The 18,919-nt window shown below is 63.4% G+C and carries 20 protein-coding genes; 6 read left to right on the top strand and 14 right to left on the bottom strand.

The features are described 5' to 3' along the window. Nucleotides 1–12: 12 nt before the first annotated feature. The 6 genes from J1N02_RS29100 to J1N02_RS29075 all read right to left on the bottom strand — a co-directional run bounded on the left by J1N02_RS29100 (nucleotide 13) and on the right by J1N02_RS29075 (nucleotide 6,471). Complete coding sequence (locus tag J1N02_RS29100; RefSeq protein WP_027606664.1) at nucleotides 13–1,092, bottom strand: GlxA family transcriptional regulator; 1,080 nt, start codon at nucleotides 1,090–1,092, stop codon at nucleotides 13–15. After that, nucleotides 1,089–2,498, bottom strand: a complete 1,410-nt coding sequence (gene gabP / locus J1N02_RS29095) for a GABA permease (protein WP_027606665.1) — start codon at nucleotides 2,496–2,498, stop codon at nucleotides 1,089–1,091. The genes J1N02_RS29100 and gabP overlap by 4 nt, the downstream gene beginning before the upstream one ends. Nucleotides 2,499–2,662: 164 nt before the next feature. After that, complete coding sequence (locus tag J1N02_RS29090; protein WP_027606666.1) at nucleotides 2,663–3,511, bottom strand: alpha/beta fold hydrolase; 849 nt, start codon at nucleotides 3,509–3,511, stop codon at nucleotides 2,663–2,665. A 12-nt stretch (nucleotides 3,512–3,523) separates the two neighbouring features. Further along, nucleotides 3,524–4,816: an NAD(P)/FAD-dependent oxidoreductase gene (locus J1N02_RS29085; protein WP_421148145.1), complete on the bottom strand. Its 1,293-nt coding sequence runs from the start codon at nucleotides 4,814–4,816 to the stop codon at nucleotides 3,524–3,526. A 57-nt stretch (nucleotides 4,817–4,873) separates the two neighbouring features. Beyond that, nucleotides 4,874–5,296 (bottom strand): RidA family protein, encoded by a 423-nt coding sequence (locus tag J1N02_RS29080; protein ID WP_098479432.1) that lies wholly within the window; start codon nucleotides 5,294–5,296, stop codon nucleotides 4,874–4,876. A gap of 35 nt (nucleotides 5,297–5,331) precedes the next feature. After that, nucleotides 5,332–6,471: a tyramine oxidase subunit B gene (locus tag J1N02_RS29075; protein ID WP_027606669.1), complete on the bottom strand. Its 1,140-nt coding sequence runs from the start codon at nucleotides 6,469–6,471 to the stop codon at nucleotides 5,332–5,334. Between the two features lie 186 nt (nucleotides 6,472–6,657). Between J1N02_RS29075 and J1N02_RS29070 the strand changes: the two genes are divergently transcribed. The 6 genes from J1N02_RS29070 to J1N02_RS29045 all read left to right on the top strand — a co-directional run bounded on the left by J1N02_RS29070 (nucleotide 6,658) and on the right by J1N02_RS29045 (nucleotide 10,987). After that, entirely contained in the window at nucleotides 6,658–7,485 is an 828-nt protein-coding gene (locus tag J1N02_RS29070; protein ID WP_421148144.1) for a helix-turn-helix domain-containing protein, read from the top strand. A gap of 146 nt (nucleotides 7,486–7,631) precedes the next feature. Then, entirely contained in the window at nucleotides 7,632–8,378 is a 747-nt protein-coding gene (locus tag J1N02_RS29065; protein ID WP_421148143.1) for a response regulator, read from the top strand. Continuing rightward, nucleotides 8,375–9,451, top strand: coding sequence for an ATP-binding protein (locus J1N02_RS29060; protein ID WP_421148142.1), 1,077 nt, complete (start codon nucleotides 8,375–8,377; stop codon nucleotides 9,449–9,451). Before J1N02_RS29065 ends, J1N02_RS29060 begins: the two co-directional genes overlap by 4 nt. 24 nt (nucleotides 9,452–9,475) lie before the next feature. Beyond that, complete coding sequence (locus J1N02_RS29055) at nucleotides 9,476–9,676, top strand: hypothetical protein (protein WP_421148141.1); 201 nt, start codon at nucleotides 9,476–9,478, stop codon at nucleotides 9,674–9,676. Nucleotides 9,677–9,695: 19 nt separating this feature from the next. Next, the gene (locus tag J1N02_RS29050; RefSeq protein WP_065927440.1) at nucleotides 9,696–10,094 is read left to right on the top strand and encodes a hypothetical protein; all 399 of its coding nucleotides are present in this window, start codon (nucleotides 9,696–9,698) and stop codon (nucleotides 10,092–10,094) included. Continuing rightward, on the top strand, nucleotides 10,067–10,987 hold the full coding sequence (locus J1N02_RS29045) for an ABC transporter six-transmembrane domain-containing protein (RefSeq protein WP_065941638.1): 921 nt from the start codon (nucleotides 10,067–10,069) through the stop codon (nucleotides 10,985–10,987). The genes J1N02_RS29050 and J1N02_RS29045 overlap by 28 nt, the downstream gene beginning before the upstream one ends. Before the next feature lie 12 nt (nucleotides 10,988–10,999). On the opposite strand, the gene J1N02_RS29040 is transcribed toward J1N02_RS29045, so the two are convergent. The 8 genes from J1N02_RS29040 to J1N02_RS29005 all read right to left on the bottom strand — a co-directional run bounded on the left by J1N02_RS29040 (nucleotide 11,000) and on the right by J1N02_RS29005 (nucleotide 18,914). Continuing rightward, nucleotides 11,000–11,941: a helix-turn-helix domain-containing protein gene (locus J1N02_RS29040; RefSeq protein WP_169899583.1), complete on the bottom strand. Its 942-nt coding sequence runs from the start codon at nucleotides 11,939–11,941 to the stop codon at nucleotides 11,000–11,002. Between the two features lie 77 nt (nucleotides 11,942–12,018). After that, on the bottom strand, nucleotides 12,019–12,798 hold the full coding sequence (locus J1N02_RS29035; RefSeq protein ID WP_027606675.1) for a 2-keto-4-pentenoate hydratase: 780 nt from the start codon (nucleotides 12,796–12,798) through the stop codon (nucleotides 12,019–12,021). Next, a complete protein-coding gene (locus J1N02_RS29030) occupies nucleotides 12,795–14,402 on the bottom strand; it encodes a bifunctional 3-(3-hydroxy-phenyl)propionate/3-hydroxycinnamic acid hydroxylase (protein WP_421148140.1) in 1,608 nt (535 codons plus the stop codon). The genes J1N02_RS29035 and J1N02_RS29030 overlap by 4 nt, the downstream gene beginning before the upstream one ends. Nucleotides 14,403–14,465: 63 nt before the next feature. After that, nucleotides 14,466–15,068, bottom strand: a complete 603-nt coding sequence (locus J1N02_RS29025) for an amino acid synthesis family protein (protein ID WP_027606677.1) — start codon at nucleotides 15,066–15,068, stop codon at nucleotides 14,466–14,468. Between the two features lie 10 nt (nucleotides 15,069–15,078). Beyond that, entirely contained in the window at nucleotides 15,079–15,537 is a 459-nt protein-coding gene (locus J1N02_RS29020; RefSeq protein ID WP_012724261.1) for a VOC family protein, read from the bottom strand. Between the two features lie 11 nt (nucleotides 15,538–15,548). Next, complete coding sequence (locus J1N02_RS29015) at nucleotides 15,549–16,589, bottom strand: WD40/YVTN/BNR-like repeat-containing protein (protein ID WP_027606678.1); 1,041 nt, start codon at nucleotides 16,587–16,589, stop codon at nucleotides 15,549–15,551. Nucleotides 16,590–16,601: 12 nt separating this feature from the next. Next, a complete protein-coding gene (locus J1N02_RS29010; protein WP_027606679.1) occupies nucleotides 16,602–17,396 on the bottom strand; it encodes an SDR family NAD(P)-dependent oxidoreductase in 795 nt (264 codons plus the stop codon). 27 nt (nucleotides 17,397–17,423) lie between these two features. Beyond that, nucleotides 17,424–18,914 (bottom strand): aldehyde dehydrogenase family protein, encoded by a 1,491-nt coding sequence (locus tag J1N02_RS29005; RefSeq protein ID WP_146476290.1) that lies wholly within the window; start codon nucleotides 18,912–18,914, stop codon nucleotides 17,424–17,426. Nucleotides 18,915–18,919 lie beyond the last annotated feature (5 nt).

Here is an 18,919-nt window from a genome sequence, read left to right as displayed (position 1 = left end):
CTCACCGTACTCTCAGCGCCTGGCCTTGAGCCGGACACTGGCAAAGGTCGACTCCCCCCGCGCCTGCTCCAGGGCACTCATTGGCATCGGCACCGGTACGGCGCGAATCATCGGCTTCAACATGACGGCTCGCTCGCCTGCCGTCACCAGGCGCTCGTCACTGGGCGGCACGCCAAAGTACTCGCGGTAGCATTTGGAGAAGTGCGGCGTGGACACAAACCCGCAGAGCAAGGCCAGCTCCACGATGGAAATGGGGGTTTGCTTGAGCAACTGACGCGCGCGGATCAGCCGCAACCGCAGGTAGTAACGCGAGGGCGAACAGTGCAGGTACTTCTGGAACATGCGTTCAAGCTGCCGGCGTGACAGGGCCACGTACTCGGCCAATTCATCCAGGTCGATCGGTTCTTCCAGGTTGGCTTCCATCAGTGCGACGATTTCCTGCAGCTTCGGTTGCTGGGTGCCGAGCATATGCTTGAGCGGCACGCGCTGATGATCCTGCTCGTTGCGCATGCGCTCGTACACGAACATGTCCGAGATGGCCGCCGACAACTCATGCCCATGCTCACGCCCGATCAGGTGCAGCATCATGTCCATGGGCGCGGTGCCGCCCGAGCTGGTCAGGCGATCGCGGTCGAGGGTGAACACGCTGGCGCTGAGGCTCACCCGTGGAAAAGCTTCCTGCATGGCCGCCAGCCACTCCCAATGCACGCTGCATTCAAACCCGTCGAGCAGCCCCGCCCGGGCCAATACCCAACTGCCGGTACAAATACCACCCAGGCGCCTGGAATAACGCGCCTGGGTCCGCAGCCACTTCATCAATTCATCGCTCAGGGTGTGTTGAATACCCGTGCCGCCGCACACCACGACGATATCCGCAGAGGGCGCAGCGGCTATGGAACAGTCCGGCGTGATGGGCATGCCGTCGCTGGCCCACACAGGATGACCGTCGACACTGGCGGTCTGCCAACGATACAGCTCCTGGCCTGCCAGTTGGTTGGCCATGCGCAGCGGCTCTACCGCCGACGCCAACGAGATCAGGGTGAACTGATCCAGCAGCACGAATACCAAACAGGTGACCGGCCGGGGGTTCATGGGCGCGAAGCCAGGGGGATCGGTTTTTGGGTGCGGTCGGGCTGCCGCGCCGTGATCACGCCGACCAGGGAAATCAGCAAGGCCAGGCCGATGGTCGACGACACCTCGAAGCGGTGCTCGGGCGTCAGCAGCATCACCGCCAATGCGCAACAGATGAACACGATGACCACCCAGGTCAGCCAGGGAAACAGCCACATCTTGAACGTCAGGGTGACATTGCGGCGCTGCAGGACCTTGCGCATGCGCAGTTGCGACACGGCGATCACCAGGTACACCAGCAAGGCGATGGCACCCGAGCTGGCCAGCAGAAACTGGAACAATCCGGCCGGCATGAAGTAACTGAGCAAGGTCACGCCAGCCCCGAGGATCGTGCTGGCGATCACGGCGGCCCTCGGCACACTCGCGGCGGAGGTCTTTTTCATCAGCGTGGGCGCATCCCCACGCTTGCCCAGGGAATACAGCATGCGTGAAGCAATGTAGATGGACGAGTTCATGCAGCTCGCCACGGCAATCAACACCACCACGTCCACCAGTAACTTGGCGTGGGGAATGTTCATCAGTTCCAGGGCGCGCTGATAAGAGCCTACCGACGCCAACAGCGGGTCATTCCACGGCACCACGGAAATCACCACGAAGATCGACAACACGTAGAACACGCCGATGCGCCACATCACCGAGCGCGTAGCCCGGGCGATATTCTGCGCCGGGTTATTGGACTCGGCAGCCGCGATGGTGACGGCTTCCGTGCCGATAAAGCTGAACATGATGGTGATGAACGCCCCGACCACCGCCGACAGGCCGTTAGGCGCGAAACCACCGTGTTCTTCCATCAGGCGACTCAGGCCGCTGGCCTCCCGCTCGGGAATCCAGCCCATCAGCACCGCGCCTCCCAGGCCGATAAAGCCGATGATCGCCACCACCTTGGCCATGGCAAACCAGAACTCGAATTCACCGTACTTGGAGACGCTGAACAAATTGGTGACCACCAACAAAAAGATCGACAACAAGGCGAACAGCCAAGCGTCGATCTGCGGCAACCACTGGTTGAGGATATGCCCGGCGGCCAGGGCTTCGATGGGAATCACCAGCACCCAGAACCACCAGTACAACCAGCCGATCGTAAACCCGGCCCAGCGGCCGATGGCCTGGTCGGCGTAGGTCGAGAATGAGCCGGTGTCGGGGTTGGCCACCGCCATCTCCCCCAGCATGCGCATGACCAGCACCACCAACAGGCCGGAAAACAGATACGCCAGCATCACGGCCGGCCCCGCCGCCGCGATGGCGTGCCCGGAGCCGACAAACAGCCCCGCGCCGATAATGCCTGCAATGGAGAGCATGGTGACATGACGCGGCTTGAAGCCCTGCGCCAGCTGGCCGTTGGAATCCTTGGAAATCAGGCTATTCATCGTTGTTTTTTATTCTCTGTGATCGACGTTAAGACGTACTGACTGGAAGGTCAGGCGATCATCATTTCTTAATGACGGGTCACAGTACGCGGCCTGCGTGCCGCAAAAATAGCCTCATAGCGGCACGCCGGTGCCTGATATCGACATTGGCGGGCGGCCGCCGCTCATTGCCTCGGCGGGTCAAGGTTCGCCAGAAAGCCTGCGATCAGCGCGTTGAACACCGCGCCCTGATCGTCGTGCACATAGTGGCTCGCGTCGGCGACCTCCACCGTCCGCACATGGGGGTTGCTGGCCCTCATCGCCTGCAGCGTCGCCGGCGGCAGGAAGTCCGAGCGACCACCACGAATGAACAGGCTGGGGCAATCCAGCGCGCGCACCGCTGGCCACAGGTCCGTCGGCTCGATACTCAGGCGGGCCTGGGCAATCCCCTGCTGATCATGGCGCCAGCCAATCACACCGTCGCGTTCCTGCATCGAATGCGCCAGCCTCGACGCCAGGCCCTGCTCCGACAACCCCGGGCGCGAAGCCCTCCAGAACGTGCGGGCCGCGTCCCAATTGTCGAACTGCAACGGCGTCTGGCCCATCTCGCGACGGATACGCGCGGCGCCATCGCCCTGGGTTGAAGAGCCGGGGCCGATGTCCTCGATCAGCAACCCCAGCAAGCGTCCCGGATGTTGCCGCGCATACTCGAGGGCGTTGGCGCCGCCCAATGAATGCCCGAGCAGGACGAAGCGCTGCAGGCCGACATGGGCGATCAGATCCTCAAGGTCCTCGACATAGGATTGGGTGTGATACGTGGAGGGCTCGGCCCAGTCGCTCAACCCACGACCACGCTGGTCGAGGGCATAGATGCAGTAGCCCTCCCCCAGGGATTGCACCAGCGACTCCCAGGTCTGGGCATAGGCGCGCAGGCCGTGCAACAGCACCAGGGGCACGCCACTCGATGCGCCCCAGCGCAAATAGTGCAGGCGCAGGCCCGAACGGTTGGTGAAGAAACAGCTGTCTGCAGGCATGGGCTTGCTCCTTTAGAAACGGTCGAAGCGATAAGGGCTTGGGTCAATGATCGGCGCATGCCCACTGACCAGGTCCGCGGCGAGATGACCGGCCGCCGGCGATGTACCGAAGCCGTGCCCCGAGAAACCGGTGGCCACGGTCAGCCCCGGAATCTGCGCGACCGGGCCGATGACCGGGTTGGAATCGGGTGTCACGTCGATAGTGCCGGCCCAGGCCTGGGCGATCCGTGCCTGTTCAAACACCGGCCAGGCGGCCATCAGGTTGTTCATCGCGTCGTTATTGAGGCGCGGGTTGGCCGCCGGATCCTGCACCCTGACGCGCTCGAACGGGCTGACGCTGTCGGCGCGCCAACGCCGCGCCAGGGCCAGGTCATTGATGAACGGCTTGCCCAGCGACACGTTCAGCACACTGCGTTGCGCACGGAACTGCGGCATGTATTGCTTGGCGAGCAGCAGATGGTCGAGGGTCAGGAACGCATCCAACTTGCCCCGTTGGGTAATGATGAAACCGCCGTCCTGGTGCTTGCGAAACGAAAAGTCCGGCGCGCCGACCGCGATCTGCGTCGGCCCCTCCATGGGGTGGGTACGCAGCACCGAGCAGGTCAGGGGCAGGGTCGGCAACGCCACACCGAGGTTGCCCAGAAAGCGCCTCGACCACATGCCCCCCGCCAGCAGCACATGATCACAACGGATTTCGCCCTTTTCCGTGACCACACCGCTGACCGCGCCGCCGGACATCTGCAGCGTACGCACCGCGCACTGCTCGATGATCACCACGCCCCTGTCCATGGCGGCCCTGGCAATCGCGCTGCTGGCCAGCGTCGGTTCGGCACGCGCATCGGAAGGGGTAAAGATGCCACCGGCCCAGTCACCCGTGCCGCCTGGCACCAGCGCGTCGATCTCACGCTTGCTGAGCAGGCGTGAATCCAGCGACAAATGCTCCACCGACTTGAGCCAGCCCTCGTGCATTGCCATTTGCGCCGGGGTGCGCCCGACAAACATGATGCCTTCCTGGCGATACCCCACATCCGCCCCTACCCGCTCAGGCATCTGCGCCCACAAGCGGTCGGCGGCCAGGGCCAGCGGGATGTCGGCCGCGTGGCGGCTGGTCTTGCGCACCCAGCCCAGGTTGCGGGATGACTGTTCGGCGGCGATCCGGCCTTTTTCCAGGACCACCACGGCGATATTGCGCTCAGCCAAGGTCAGCGCAGCCGTGAGGCCGATGATCCCGCCGCCAATGATGACGACGGCGGTCGCGCTGGGAAACACGGTGGAGGTTGTCACGGGCGCTATTGTCGGTGCCATGGTCAGGACTCGGTAAACGAATAAGGGCGGCCAGGCCTGTGCATGGCCGCGTGACGATTATTGCGACAGGCGAATGAGGTCGACCTGCGCCTTCGACGCGTTGCGATACGCCGTCACTTCCAGCTCTACCTTGTAGACCGTCGAGCCCAGTGGCGGGCAGGTCACGGTGCTGGCCGGGTCGACGCCGCGAAACTTCTCGCCGATCAGGTCCATCACCGCCGGCACGTCCTTGGGGTCCTGGATGAACACCCGCGAACACACCACGTCGGCCAGGCTCGAATCGACAGCCTTGAGGGCCGATTCGATGTTGGCGAACACCTGGTGCGCCTGTTCCAGGACATCCTCCGGGATCAGCTTGGTCTGGGGGTTGCGGCCGGCGGTGTTGGACACGTAGATCCAGTTGTCCACGCACACCAGGCGCGAATAGCTGGCCTGGTCTTCGAACGGTGAGCCGGTCTTGAGCTTGGTGATTTTTGTCATGTCGAATGCCTCGTCAAAGTGAATGAAGCTACGGCTCAGCGCAGCTCCGGGGTTTCCCACAGGTTCAAGGTCACGCCGATGCCGTGCTTGACGGCGTTGCGGTACACCACCGTGCCCCAGGCCACGTCTTCGACGGGCATGCCGCCCACCGACATGATGATGATTTCCTCATCGTTCCTGCGGCCAGGCGCGGCCCCGGCGATGATCTTGCCGATGTCTTCGACGTCATCGAGCTGCATCTTGCCTTCGGCAATCATGTCCATGAAGCGCACGCCAATGACCGGCACGTTGTGATGCGCAGGCTTGGGCAATTCCTCGAACCAGGCCTGGTACAGACCGGTGTTGTCGAGCACCTTGCGTACGTCGGGCTGCTCCATTCCCGCGTCGAGGGAGCAAGACGCCGGCATCGCGAGGAAAGCGCCTGGCTTGACCCACTCACGCCGCACAATTGGGTAGATCGAGGGGTCGCCCGTGGCACCGGAGCTACAATAAGTAACAAGGTCCGAGTCGCGGACCACCGCTTCGAGGGTGTCGACCACGTCTATCGTGGTGATCTGCGGATACGTCTGTTCGACCCACGCGATAAAGTTGTCGAGGCTCTGCTGGCCACGGCCCTTGATCTTCAGGGTGTCGATATGCGGGCACACCGCGATGAAGGCCGCCAGGGTGGTCTTGCCCATCACGCCCGGGCCAAGCAGGCCGACGACTTTCGAGTCCTTGCGCGCCAGGTGGCGTGCGCCCACGCCGGGGATCGCACCGGTGCGGTACGCCGACAGCAGGTTGGCCGACATATGGGCCAACGGCGCGCCGGTGTCGGGGTCGTTCAGGGTGAACATCAGGATCGAACGCGGCAGGCCTTTTTCGCGGTTGGCGATATTGGAGCCGTACCATTTCACCCCGGCGGTGCAGAAGCTGCCGCCCAGGTAGGCCGGCATGGCCATCATGCGCCGATCCGCCGTGGGCTTGGGCATGTTCGGGAACGGCGAATCCTGCGGGAAAATCACCATCGCGCCATGGGAATCATTGTTCGGGCCGGCCATGCGGTAGTCACCGGCATACAGCAGGCCGAACATTTCCTCCATGGTGTTCACGCAGGCCAGCATGTCGGTCACACCCGCGCGGATCATGTCCTGCTCGGAGAGGTAGATAAAATCGATTTTTGTAGTTGCAGACATAGTTATTCTCGGGCTGAAGGTGATATCGCTGCGGTAGGCGCAGCTCCACGCTGTCGAGATCGAGTATCGGGCGGGGGATGGCGGCGGTATTGTAAATTTCGGACATACCGTTCAGTCGTGCATGACGATAGTTGGCGCGATTAATGCGTTGATTTTCCCCTGGCGCTGCCTGCCCAAGGAACAACCATGATCAAACCGAGTGTGCCGACTCCCCGGCTCCACACCGCGAACGAACAACCCTGGTTCGTGCTCAACTCTTCACGCTATTCAGTGATGCCGTCCGCGCACCCGGCGATCTCGCATTTCTATGCCTTCGATGTGGCGCAATCGTCCAACCTGCTGGCCGTGCCGGATGGCTGCGTGGATATCCTGTTCGACTGTGATGCGACGCGACCGACTGCGCGCATCTGCGGCACCCCGCTGGTGGCCCAGGCGGTCGAACTGCACCAGCACCACCACTATTTCGGCGTGCGCTTTTCGCCGGGTGTGATCCCCGGTTTCGTCAATGTACTGGCCGAAGAATTGACCGAGCGGGAGCTCGATCTGCTGGAAGTCTCCGAGTTCGCCCAACGCCTCTTCGAAAGCATCGTCCAGGCCCCGTTGCTGGGCGACCAGATGCGGCTGTTCAACGACTACCTGACCCCGCGCCTGATGGGCAAGACGTCGCGACTCACCGCCATGATCATCCAGCAGGCGCTGCACCATCGCGGTGATATCCGCATCCAGCAACTCGAAGACCTCAGCGGCTACACCAGCCGGACCCTGCACCGCCAGTTCAACCAGGACACCGGCATGTCACCCAAGGCGTTTTGCCGGATCATCCGCTGCCAGGCGGCCCTGGACACCCTCAATACCCAGCACGATGTATCGTTTTCGCAGTTGGCCCTCGACCTGGGGTTTTCCGACCAATCCCACTTCCTGCGCGACTTCAAGAAACTGGTCAGCACCACCCCCTGCGACTACCAGCGCACCATGACGCAAAACGCCTACAACGACAGGATCAGCTACGCCTGATCACGCTGTTTGCCAATAAGCCCGCGTCTCCATCGTTTCTCCATAAAACCTCCCATGAAAGCGCATGCTCGTGGTGCACAGTGATCTTCGTCGCCCCAAGGTAATTCGCCATACTGCGATGACCGAACAGCACGACCGAGCCGACCATGACTGAATCACACCCTGTATCGACACCGACGGACCTCGCGGCCCCACGCCAGGCGTTGGTACTGATCGCCGAAGACGAGCCGGAAATCGCCGACATCCTCGCGGCCTATCTCAAGCGCAGCGGCTTCCAGACCGCCCATGCCCTGGATGGGCGCCGCGCCCTTGAACTGCATCAATCGCTCAAGCCCGACCTGGTGCTGCTGGACGTGCTGATGCCGCAGCTGGATGGCTGGATGGTCCTGGCCGAGATCCGCCACCGGGGCACCACACCGGTGATCATGCTGACCGCCCAGGACCAGGACATGGACAAACTCATGGGCCTGCGCATCGGTGCCGACGACTACATCGTCAAGCCGTTCAACCCCGCCGAGGTCGTCGCCAGGACCCAGGCGGTGCTGCGTCGCTCCCTCGATCATGGCTACGGCGCCCGCCAGCGCGTGCTGCGGGTGAATGCCTTTGAAATCGACATCGACAGCCATGAAGTCAGCGTGCAGGTCGGTGCACACACGCGCAGGCTCAACCTGACGGTGACCGAATTCAGATTGTTGGCGCAACTGGCCAAGGCCCCCAAGCGCGTATTCAGTCGCGCCGAGTTGCTGGCCCTGTGTTCCCCCGAGAGCGACAGCCTGGAGCGCACCGTCGACAGCCATATCAGCAAGTTGCGGCGCAAAATCGAAGACCTCGGCCTCCAGGGCGTACCAGCCAGCATCCGTGGGGTCGGCTACCGGTTCGGGAGCCAGCCATGAAGACCGCCAACAGTTTGAGCCGGCAGATCATCGTGTCGATGTCCGCCGTGGTGCTCTGCGTGATCGCCCTGGCCGTGGTCGGCTCCTACGTGTTTTACGCGTTGCTCTGGACGTTCTGGCCGCCGTCGGATCTGGACGTGGACGAATGGCTGCCCACCGGCATGGAGTGGGCCTGGATGGCGCTGATCACCTGCATCAGCCTGGCGGTGGGCGCCGTGGTGGCGATCAAACTGTCCCGGCGCATTCTGATGCCCTTGAACTCGGTCGCGGCCAGCCTTCGCCGCCTCGCCGATGGTGACCTCGATGCCCGGGCGACGGCGTCCGACCGCTCACTGGCAGAGGCCACCTTGCTGGTGGATGACTTCAACAGCATGGCCCAACGCTTGAAACGCATGGCGCAAGAGCAGTCGTTCTGGAACGCCGCGATTGCACATGAACTGCGCACCCCGCTGACCATCCTGCGCGGCCGCCTGCAAGGGTTGGCGGAAGGCGTGTTCACCCCGGACCAGGCGCAGTTCTACAGTCTGCTGAGCCAGGTGGAAGGCCTGACGCGCCTGATCGAGGACCTGCGGGTCGTAGGCCTGGCGGACAACGGCTACCTCGAAGTGCAGATCCAGAGTGCCAACCTGGCCGAGGAGATCAAGGCCGACGCCTGCCTGTTCGAACCGGGCCTGCAGGCCTACGGGTTCGTGCTGCACCTGGACCTGCTCGAACGGCCTGTGCAGTGTGATCCGGCGCGGATTCGCCAAGCCTTGCTGGCCATGCTCGACAACCTGAAACGCCATGCAACCCCCGGCAACGTCACGGTGCGCCTGGGCAACCAGGATGGCCTGAATACCTTGAGTGTCGCGGACGAAGGACCGGGGATCGCAGAAGCGTTTGCAACGCACATCTTTGAGCCGTTCCAGCGCGGCGAAAGCTCGCGCTCCCGCGCCCAGGGCGGCAGCGGCCTGGGGCTCGCCGTCGTACGCGCGATTGCCCTGTCCCATGGAGGTCGCGCGACCTGCCGGAACCTCGACAACGGCGGCACCTTGTTCGAGCTGAGCTGGCCCGACCAGTTGGTCGCCATCTAACCCCAACCGCCCCCAGGTGAAGGCATGCGCCTCTGTATTTTCAGGGTCAATCGGTACCGCCACTTTGCCTTGCTCGACGCACAAGGACGCTGCATTGCTTTCAAGAGCTGCGAAGGGATTCCACAGAACGGCGAATGGGTGCAAGTCAACGAAGTCAACCTGGCCTGGTTGAACCGCGCGCTGCCTGCGCGCGCCTTGACCAGGCCACACACCCGCCTCGTGTAGTCAGCCTGGAATTGCCTGTATGCCTTTCAACTATCGTGATCGAAACGTGATTGACGTGGCACTGCTTGAAGACTCGGTACGGCTCTATAGCGCCAAGCTCAAGCGGTTGCAGCGCTTCTGGATTCCCCTGCAGAAACAGGCGCCACGCCTGGTGTTGTCACTGTGGGTCCTGGGGGTTGTCGCATCGCTGTTCAGCCAGTCCTATTACCACTGGTTATTTACCGCGCCGGCGATTTGCCTGCTGATCACCCTGGAAATCGTGATCGAAGAAGTGCAGATCGACTTGTTACTGATGACCGAGGAAACGCGCTATCTGCTCGACATCACCCGCGGTCTTTATACCGGGACCCTGAGTTCCCGCCCCCCTACTTTGCGTAAACCAGGTGGCCCATGCCCTCCGTCACACCTCCACTACTGATCGAGCAGAGCCGCAAAATCGGTCAACAATCCGCCAGCCAGACACTCAAGGCGATCGCCAAGGCCTACCCCGGCAAGTTGTCCGGCACCCTGTCGCTGGTGGCGCTGGAAAACGCGCTGCTGCTGGCCTACCCGTTGTTTGCGGGGTTTGCCGTCGACGCGATTATCCGTGGCGACACCGGCAATGCCCTGCTCTACGCCGCCGTGGTCCTCGGGTTCTGGGTGGTGGGCGCCGCCCGACGGGCCCTGGACACCCGCACCTTTACGCGTATCTACGCCGATCTTGCCGTGCCGGTGATTCTTAACCAGCGCCTGCAACGCCACAGCACCTCAACGTCCGCCGCGCGGGTGGTGCTGGCACGGGAGTTCGTCGATTTCTTCGAAAAACACGTGCCCACCATTGCGACGGCGCTGGTCTCGATCATCGGCGCGGCGGCCATGTTGCTGGTGATCGAACCCTGGGTCGGCCTGGCGTGCCTGGTGGCGCTGGGCCTGTGCCTGGTGGTGGTGCCTGGCTTTGCACGGCGCAACCAGCGCTTGCATGAGCGGCTGAACAACCGCCTGGAAAAGGAAATCAGCCTGGTGGAAAAGGTCGGCGCCCCCACGCTGCGCCGCCACTATCAGGTGCTGTCGCGGCTGCGTATCGGGCTGTCGGACCGTGAGGCGGTTGCCTTCCTCACCATCGGCATCCTTGCGGCCCTGCTGTTCGTGGTCGCCATCAGCCAGTTGGCGCTGGCGCCCGCGGTGAAGGCCGGCCATATCTATGCGGTGATGACGTACCTGTGGACGTTCGTCAGTTGCCTGGATGAAGCCCCCAGCGTGGTCGACCAATTGGCCCGGCTCAAGGACATCGGCAAACGCGTGGACCCGGGACTGGATGACACGCCAGCCTGACCCATCGTCTATTCAGCCGATCGCCCGCTGGGTGTGCGAAGGCGACTCGCCAAACAACTCGCGGTAATGGGCGGCAAAGTGGCTCAGGTGGAAAAAGCCCATCGCCACCGCCACATCACCGACGTTCTGGCTGCAGGCCGGCGTTGCGATCAGGCGTCGACGCACCGCATTCAGGCGCAGGTTGCGCAGGTACTCGACCGGGCGCATGCCGGTCACCGCCTGGAAACTGTTCTGCAGGGTGCGCCGGCTGACCCGCAGGTGTTCGCACAGGTCGAGGATGCTCAGCGGGGTATCGCCGCTGGCATCGATCAACTCCTGGCAACGCTTGACCAGGTACGCACTCACGGCGAAGTTGCCGCGACGGCAGCGCACCTCATCGGTGGCATTGCTGAACAGGTCGAGAAAGGCATTGAGCAACTCGTCTTCGAGCATGTTCTCGGCGGTTGCACTGATGGCCTCGGGTTGTTGCAAAAGGTGACGAAACAGCGGGTAGATGCGCTGGCGTATCCGCAGCAGTAACGCGTCATCCACGCACAGCTGGGAGCGGGTGCTCAAGCGCTTGAGCTGGTCGCTGGACAACTCGAAGGCGGCGAGTTTGGCGAAACGCACCGTGTCGACGTTGAAAGCGAAGAAGTGCGTGCCTTCCGGCGCATGCAGCACAAACTCCTCGCAAGCGCGCAACAGCACCACACTGTGGGTGCCCACCTGCTGGCCCTGCACGACAGGCTCGCCGCCCAATGACATGGCCGCGCACAGCCGTCCCTTGGGCGCATGGCCGCGCTGCACCACGCGTTTGTCCAATACTTCCTGGAAGATCTGAAAGCGCTCGGCCGACAGTTGGCGCAGCTCGCTGGTCAGGCAGCCACGCCCCAGTTGGTCATACACCTGCTGCCAGCCCTGGATGGAACCGGCGTGCAGTTGAGGGTCATTGAAGGTTCGAACTTCGGCAAGCATGGTGGTCGTTCCTCGGGGGCCCCGTTGTTGTCATCGGCCTGAAGGGGACTCAAGTCATCCATGACGGCAGCTGTCGCTTACACGGGGGTGGTGTCCGCGGTGAAAAGCAAAGCCAGTTCCGTGCCAAACATCTGTAGGCGGTAGGTGGCGGGCTGGATATCCATGGGCGCCAACAACGCACCGGACAGCACCACCTGCCCGGCCTCCACCGGCTGACCGTCGGCCAGCAGACGGCGAACCAGCCAGCACAGGTTGGTCAGCGGCGAGTCCTCCCGGCCCTCGGTATCGCCTTCGCCGCACAGCGCGCCGGCACATTCCAGGCGATAGGCGACGTGGGTGTGCGCGACGGCATCGAACGCGCTTCGTGGCCCCAGGCAATACAGCCCCGCCGCCGCATTGTCGGCAAGAAAGGCTCCGACCCCGAACGCCCAGCCCTGCCAACGGCAGTCGGCAATCTCGAACGCCGGCGCCACTTCGGCAATCGCGTCCAGGATCTGTTCATCGCTGTAGTCACCGGGCGCGAGGCTGCGTCCCAGCACAATCGCCACTTCGATCTCCAGCTTGGGCTGGATCAACCGCGACAGCGCCACCGCCGTGTTCGGCTGCACGCACATCGCGTCGGTCAGGCCGCCATACACCGGTTCGTCAATGCCGAAGCGCCGTTGCGCGGCGCTGCCGGCGAAGGCGATCTTCCAACCGCTGAACTGTTCGCCCGCCGCCAGGCGCGCATCCAGAGCCTGGCGTTGCAGGGCGTAGCCGCCGCGCAGGTCCAACGCTTCGGGGGCCAGTGGCGCAATCGCTTGCACCGCACGCGTGGCCTGGTCTAACTGATTCAATACGCCCGTATCGATGCTCATGACAGCTGCCCCGCTAACTTGCGTAATACCGCGTCAAGTCGCTCAGGCGTGGTAATGGCGGCGACAAACCGGTCAGGACGCACCACGACGACGCAGTCACGCACCCTGGAGAACCATTCGCCGAGGCGGTTATCCACATCCTCCACGCTGATGGCGTCCGTGGCCGTCAAGGGCTGGTGGCGGCCCAGGCCGCTGCGCGAGCGATTGACCTGGATAAAGCGCGTGTCCCAGCGCGCCCAGAACCTTGCCATGTCTTCGCTCAGTGGCTCACGGGGATTGACCCGGTAACCCAGCACCGCATAGGAATTGCCCAGCACGTCATCCAGGCGCCGACGCTGGCCCTGGGCGTCTTCGATAAACGGCTGCACAAACAGCTGGCCCACCAGGTCGTCTTCACGCAGTTCGGCACGTTCGTGATAGACCAGTCCTTTGGTGACGGTGGCCTTGGGTTTGAACTTGAACTCCAGCAGGTGCGAACGCAGGTTATCGACGCTGTTCACCGCCTGGAACAACCAGTCGCGCACGCCGGCCATCAACGGGTTGGTCAGCCCCAGTACCGTGCCCATATTGTCGGCCAGGGCCACCAGTTCGGTGGCGTGCCCGCGACGTTCCTGGTCGTAGCTGGCGAGGATCCCATGGGCCGCACGCCCCTGGATGATCGCGGCCAGTTTCCAGGCCACGTTGGCCACGTCGCGCAACCCGGAATTAAGGCCCTGCCCGGCCCAGGGTGGCGATATATGCGCGGCATCGCCGACCAGTGCCACACGCCCCTGGACAAACCGCGCCGCCACACGCGAATGGTGGGTGTAGGCGCGGATGCGGATGATATTCAGCGCGTCCACGGCGTCGCCGATATGCCCACGGATCAGGTCGCGAATGGTGTTCTCGTCACACATCTTCGCCTCGTCCTCGCCCTCCATCAGCATGAATTCCCAGCGCCGCTGCTGGTACGGCAGGTAGATGCACACGAAGGGCCGCTGCGGGTCGGCGTGCAGGGCGGTGTAAGGCGCATCCAGGGTGTCATTGGCGGTATCGACCACCACCCATTTGCGCGCATGGGTCAGCCCCAGCAGTTCGACGCCCAGCTTTTTGCGTACGGTGGAGCGCCCGCCATCGGCGCCGATCACGTAATCGGCGCGCAGCTGATAGACCTCGCCCTGGGCATCGCGGACCTGCAAGGTCACGCCCTCCCCATCCTGTTCCAGCTCCAGCATTTCATGGCCCTGGCGCAACACCACAGTGCTGCGCTGCCCCAGGGTTTCGCGCAGCGTGCCTTCGAGCAACTGCTGCATGAAGATGTTGCGCATCGGCCAGCCGTACTGCGCGGCACTTGGCTTGACCTCGGCAAAACACACGCCCCGCGCGTTGTAATAACGCAGCGGCACATCGCAGATCATGTCACGTACTGCCAATTCGGCGATGCCGATGGCCTGCAACACGCGCAGCGCTTCATCATCCATGCCCACCGCGCGTGGGTAAGGCAGTATGCAGTCGGCAAGCTCAAGGACGACGCAGTCGATACCGTACATCCCCATATAGTGCGCGGCCGTGATCCCATTGGGCCCGCCCCCGACAATCACAACCTGGGTCTTCTCCTGCTTCATCGCTGTTCACCGCTTTCTTGTTGTGGTTTTAAACCGGCGTTGCCAAGGCCCGCACGCGTGTCATCAGTGCAGCCCGTCAACGCCCTGGATGTCTTCGGCACGCAGGCCACCCAGCCGTGCGTGCAGGCGCCCGCGCGTGGCGAAGGCCCAGATCACGATGACTTCGTCCGGCGCGGGGCCGTCGCCGAACATCAGCGACATGCTGTCGTAGTGGGAACGTACGTAGAGCGCATCCTTGTGCGCCAGGGGTACGTCGATGGTCGAACCCGGGCCGCCGCGCTTGCCGGTGGAAGGCACCCACGACTTGCCACCGCCCAGCGCGACGCGAATCGGATCGGCGGCCGGGTTGGTCAGGAACGCGTTACCGTGCTCGTATTCGCCCGCGCTGCCCACCAGGATCGCCTTACCATAGCTGACAATCTCATGGGCACCGGCCAGTGCCTGTATGCGCCGGCCAAACTCTTCGCCCAGCAACGGCGATGGGTCGACCAGTTCGGCGAGCGACTCGCTGTAGCGACCGGCATAGGGGTTGGCGATCACGGCGGCGATCGCGTACTTGAACAGGGGCTCGCCATCGGCCAGCTGGCCGGTTTCGTTGGCCAGGGTTTCTTCGACAAAGCTGTACCATTTGCGGATGTGATACGTAGCAAAATTCGCGGTTTTCATCAGGGTTGCCTCAAAGTGGGTCGAGTGGATCCAGGTTGAAATGTCGGCTCGGCGCGCCGGCGGCCTTGAACCGGGCCTTGCCGCGCGCATCGTCGTGTTCGGTCTCGAGGAAGAACTCCATGCGATTGCCGTCGGGGTCGTTGAAATACACGCCATGGCCGATCTCGTGATCGGTGATCTTCACCACCTCGACGCCCTTGCCCAGCAACATGCCGTAGAGCTGGCGCAGGGTGGTCATGTCCCCGGCGATTTCCAGGCCGTAGTGCTGCAGGCCCAACCCGCCTTGATGGGCGCCGGGGTCGGCGCGAATCAGGGCGATGTCGTGGTGCTTGCCGCCAAATGCCATCATGACCCAGCTCTCGCCCCGGGCACTTTCGTGCATGCCCAGGATGTCGGCGTACCAGCGTGCCGACACGTCAGGGTCACTGACCCACAGCGATAAGTGAGTCCGCAGGATCTCGATCTTCATGGCGTTATCCCTCAGTGCTTTTTGACGATGGATTGATGCCCGGACTTGATCTGCGCAACCGCAGGCGTCCAGAGCACATCAGCGATCTCGCTGAATTCCCGCCAATGCTTCTGCCAGCCGTCACCGCCATTGTCGGAGGTGAACAAATGCCCGTACTTGGTGCCCGCCACGATCTGTCGTGGGTTGGCCGGGTTGAAGGCAATCGCCCAGACACAGGAGTTGGGCTGCTGTGGCAGCGGCAGCACGTTCCAAGTGAGTGCGGCATCACGGGACACCAGGATCTTGCTGGTGGTGCCGGGGGTGCCATCGGAAATACTCAGGTACAGCTCGTTCTGCGTGCCCAACGGCGCGTTCATGGCGCGGATGTAGTACAGGCCGAAGGCTTCGCGACCGATGATGCCGGTCCAGGTCAGCCCCTCGTCCAGGCTGCGGTACACCGCATTGACGCAGACCACCACAATCACTTTCTCGCCGTGGTTGGGCAGCACCAGGATGTTGTGGACGTCGGAGTTGTAGTCCCACAGCAGCCGGTCGTCGACGCGGGTCCAACTGTCGCCGCCGTCACGGGAATGGAACAGCCCGCCCTCCTCCAGGCCGAACCACAGCTGGTTGCGGTCAGTGGGGTCATAGGCGAAGGCCAGCAGGCGTGGGCGGCTGACGCCGTCGCAGAACTCGGGGATTTCCACCGGGGCGCGATCCCAGCTCAGGCCGCCGTCCAGGGTGCGCCACAACACGGCACGCGAAGGCGCGCCGGTGCCGACGAAAATGCGTTGTGCATCCTGCGGGTCAACCGCAACTTTCCACACGGTTTGCCCGTTGAAAGGCGAATCGATGCGCCGCCAATGCCCACCGGTATCGTGGCTCACACACAAGCCCACATCGGTACCGGCATAGATCCGCTCGGGCGTGTCGGGGTGCAGGCTCAAGGATCGGGTGATCGCATCGAACTCCAGGTCCTGCCCCAGGCCCAGGCGATGCCAGGTACGGCCATCGTCGGCACTGCGGATCACCGCTTGCCCGACGGTGGCGACCAAAAGGGTTCCGTTACTCATCACAGATACTCCTCAGATATAGATGCCACGGGTCAAGCCACCGTCGATGCCGATGGATTCGCCCGTCACTGCGCCAGCTTTTGGCGATGCCAGGAAGCCGATCAGCCAGCCCATTTCAATCGGTGCGAGGGTGCGGCGAATCGGTGTCGCGTCGATATAGGCCTGCTCGACCTGCTGCGCGGTCTTGCCTTGCTTGACGGCTTCGCGGTCGTACAGCTCCTGGATATGCGGGGTATCCACCACGCCCGGGTGGATCAGGTTGACCGTGATCCCCGACGGGCCGAGCTGGTCGGACAGGGTCTTGGTCATGTGCGCGATCGCCAGGTTGCGCATGCCCGAAAGCACCTTGCTGCTGCGCCCGGTGAGGCCGCCGATGTTGATGATGCGTCCGAAGCCGGCCGCCTTCATGTGCGGGGTCACAGCCTTGGCGCAGCGGAAATAGCCGATCACCTTGGTGTTGAGGTCCGACAGCAGTTCATCGTCGCCGGCGTGTTCGATGTCATTGCGCACCACACCCGATGGCGCCGCGGCCCCGTTGACCAGGATGTCGATGCGGCCGAAATGCTTGTGAGCCGCCTCGACCATCTCCGACACGGCCTTCATGTCATTGGTGTCGCAGAACAGCGGCAGCACTTCATTGCCGGTCTGTGCACTGATCTCTTCGGCCGCCAGCTGCAGGAACGCCATGCGCCGCGCGCAGATCACCACCTTGCAGCCTTCCTCGGAGAGAAAACGTGCGACTTCCTTGCCGATGCCCATACCGCCACCGGTGACAATGGCCACGCGGCCTTTCAATTCCAGATCCATAGCAATTACCTCGTGTGATTATTCAGTTCAGGCCAGATCGACAAACACGCTTTTGGTCTCGGTGTAGGCATCGATCACGTTCTTGCCCATTTCCCGGCCCCAGCCGGATTGTTTGTAGCCACCGAACGGTGAAGAGGGATCGACCACGTTCCAACAGTTGATCCATACCGAGCCGGCCTTGAGCTGTGCCGCCACGCGGTGCGCCGAGCGCAGGTCGCGGGTCCACAGGCCGGCGGCGAGGCCATACGGCGAATCGTTGGCGCGCAGCACCAGGTCGTCGATGTCGGTCCAGCTCATGACGGTCAGTACCGGGCCGAAGATTTCTTCGCGGGCCACGCAGGCGCGCTCGGCACGGTCGAGGAACACGCTCGGTTGAATGAAGTGCCCACGCTCCAGGTGCGCGGGGCGCTCGCCGCCACAGATCAGTTCGGCACCCTCCTCCCGGCCCCGCTGCAGGTAACCCTTGACCGTGTTCAACTGCCGCGCAGACACCAACGGCCCCATGCTGTTGGCCGGGTCCAGGCCATTGCCCAGCACATAGGCGGCGGCATGGCGCTGCAATTCTTCGAGCACCTGGTCGAGCACACTGGCGTGCACATACAGGCGCGAGCCAGCCGTGCACACCTGGCCCTGGTTGTAGAAAATCCCATCGGCGGCCCCCTTGGCGGCGCGCACAATGTCGGCGTCGGGCAGGATGATGTTCGGCGACTTGCCGCCCAGTTCCAGCGAGACCTTTTTCATGTTGCCGGTGGCCGCCTGGGCGATCAGCCGCCCAACCTGGGTCGAGCCGGTAAAGGCGATCTTGTCCACGTCGGGGTGCTGTGCCAGCGGTGCACCCGTGTCGGCACCCAGGCCGGTGATCAGGTTGACGACGCCGGCGGGGAAACCTGCGGCCTCGATCAGTTGCACCAGGCGGATCGCGACCAGCGGGGTCTGCTCGGCGGGCTTGAGCACCGCCACGCAACCGGTGGCCAACGCCGGGCCGAGCTTCCACACGCACATGGTCAACGGGAAGTTCCACGGCACGATCAGCGCGCAGACCCCCACCGGTTCGCGCAACGTGTAGTTGAGCATCGGCGCGCCGCTGGCCGGGGATACGGGCAGCGTGCTGCCTTCGATCTTGGTGGGCCAGCCGGCGAAGTAGCGAATGATGTTTGCCGCGCTGGCCGCCTCACCGCGCGCGTTGGCGATAGGCTTGCCGTTCTCCAGGGTGATCAGTTGCGCCAGTTCCTCGCGGTGCTGATCCAACAGATCGGCCAGGCGAAACAGCAACAGGCCGCGCTGCGCCGGTGACTGCAAGGCCCACGTGCCGGTGAAGGCTGCGCGGGCGGCCGCAACGGCCGCATTCACATCGCGTTCATCGCCTTGGGCGACTTCGGCCAGGGTCTGTTCGGTGGCCGGGTTTTCCACGGCAAAGCGACGACCGCCGACGGCGTCCTGCCAGGTGCCGCCGATAAACAGGCGACCGGGCTGCGCCAGGAATGCCTGGACGGCAGGTAATAATTCGAGCGGATGCATAGTCG

It is taken from the genome of Pseudomonas sp. NFX5 (assembly GCF_049132125.1).
Lineage (GTDB): Bacteria > Pseudomonadota > Gammaproteobacteria > Pseudomonadales > Pseudomonadaceae > Aquipseudomonas > Aquipseudomonas marginalis.
Note: the sequence above shows the minus strand (reverse complement) of the source record. Positions and strands in the feature narration are given on the sequence as shown.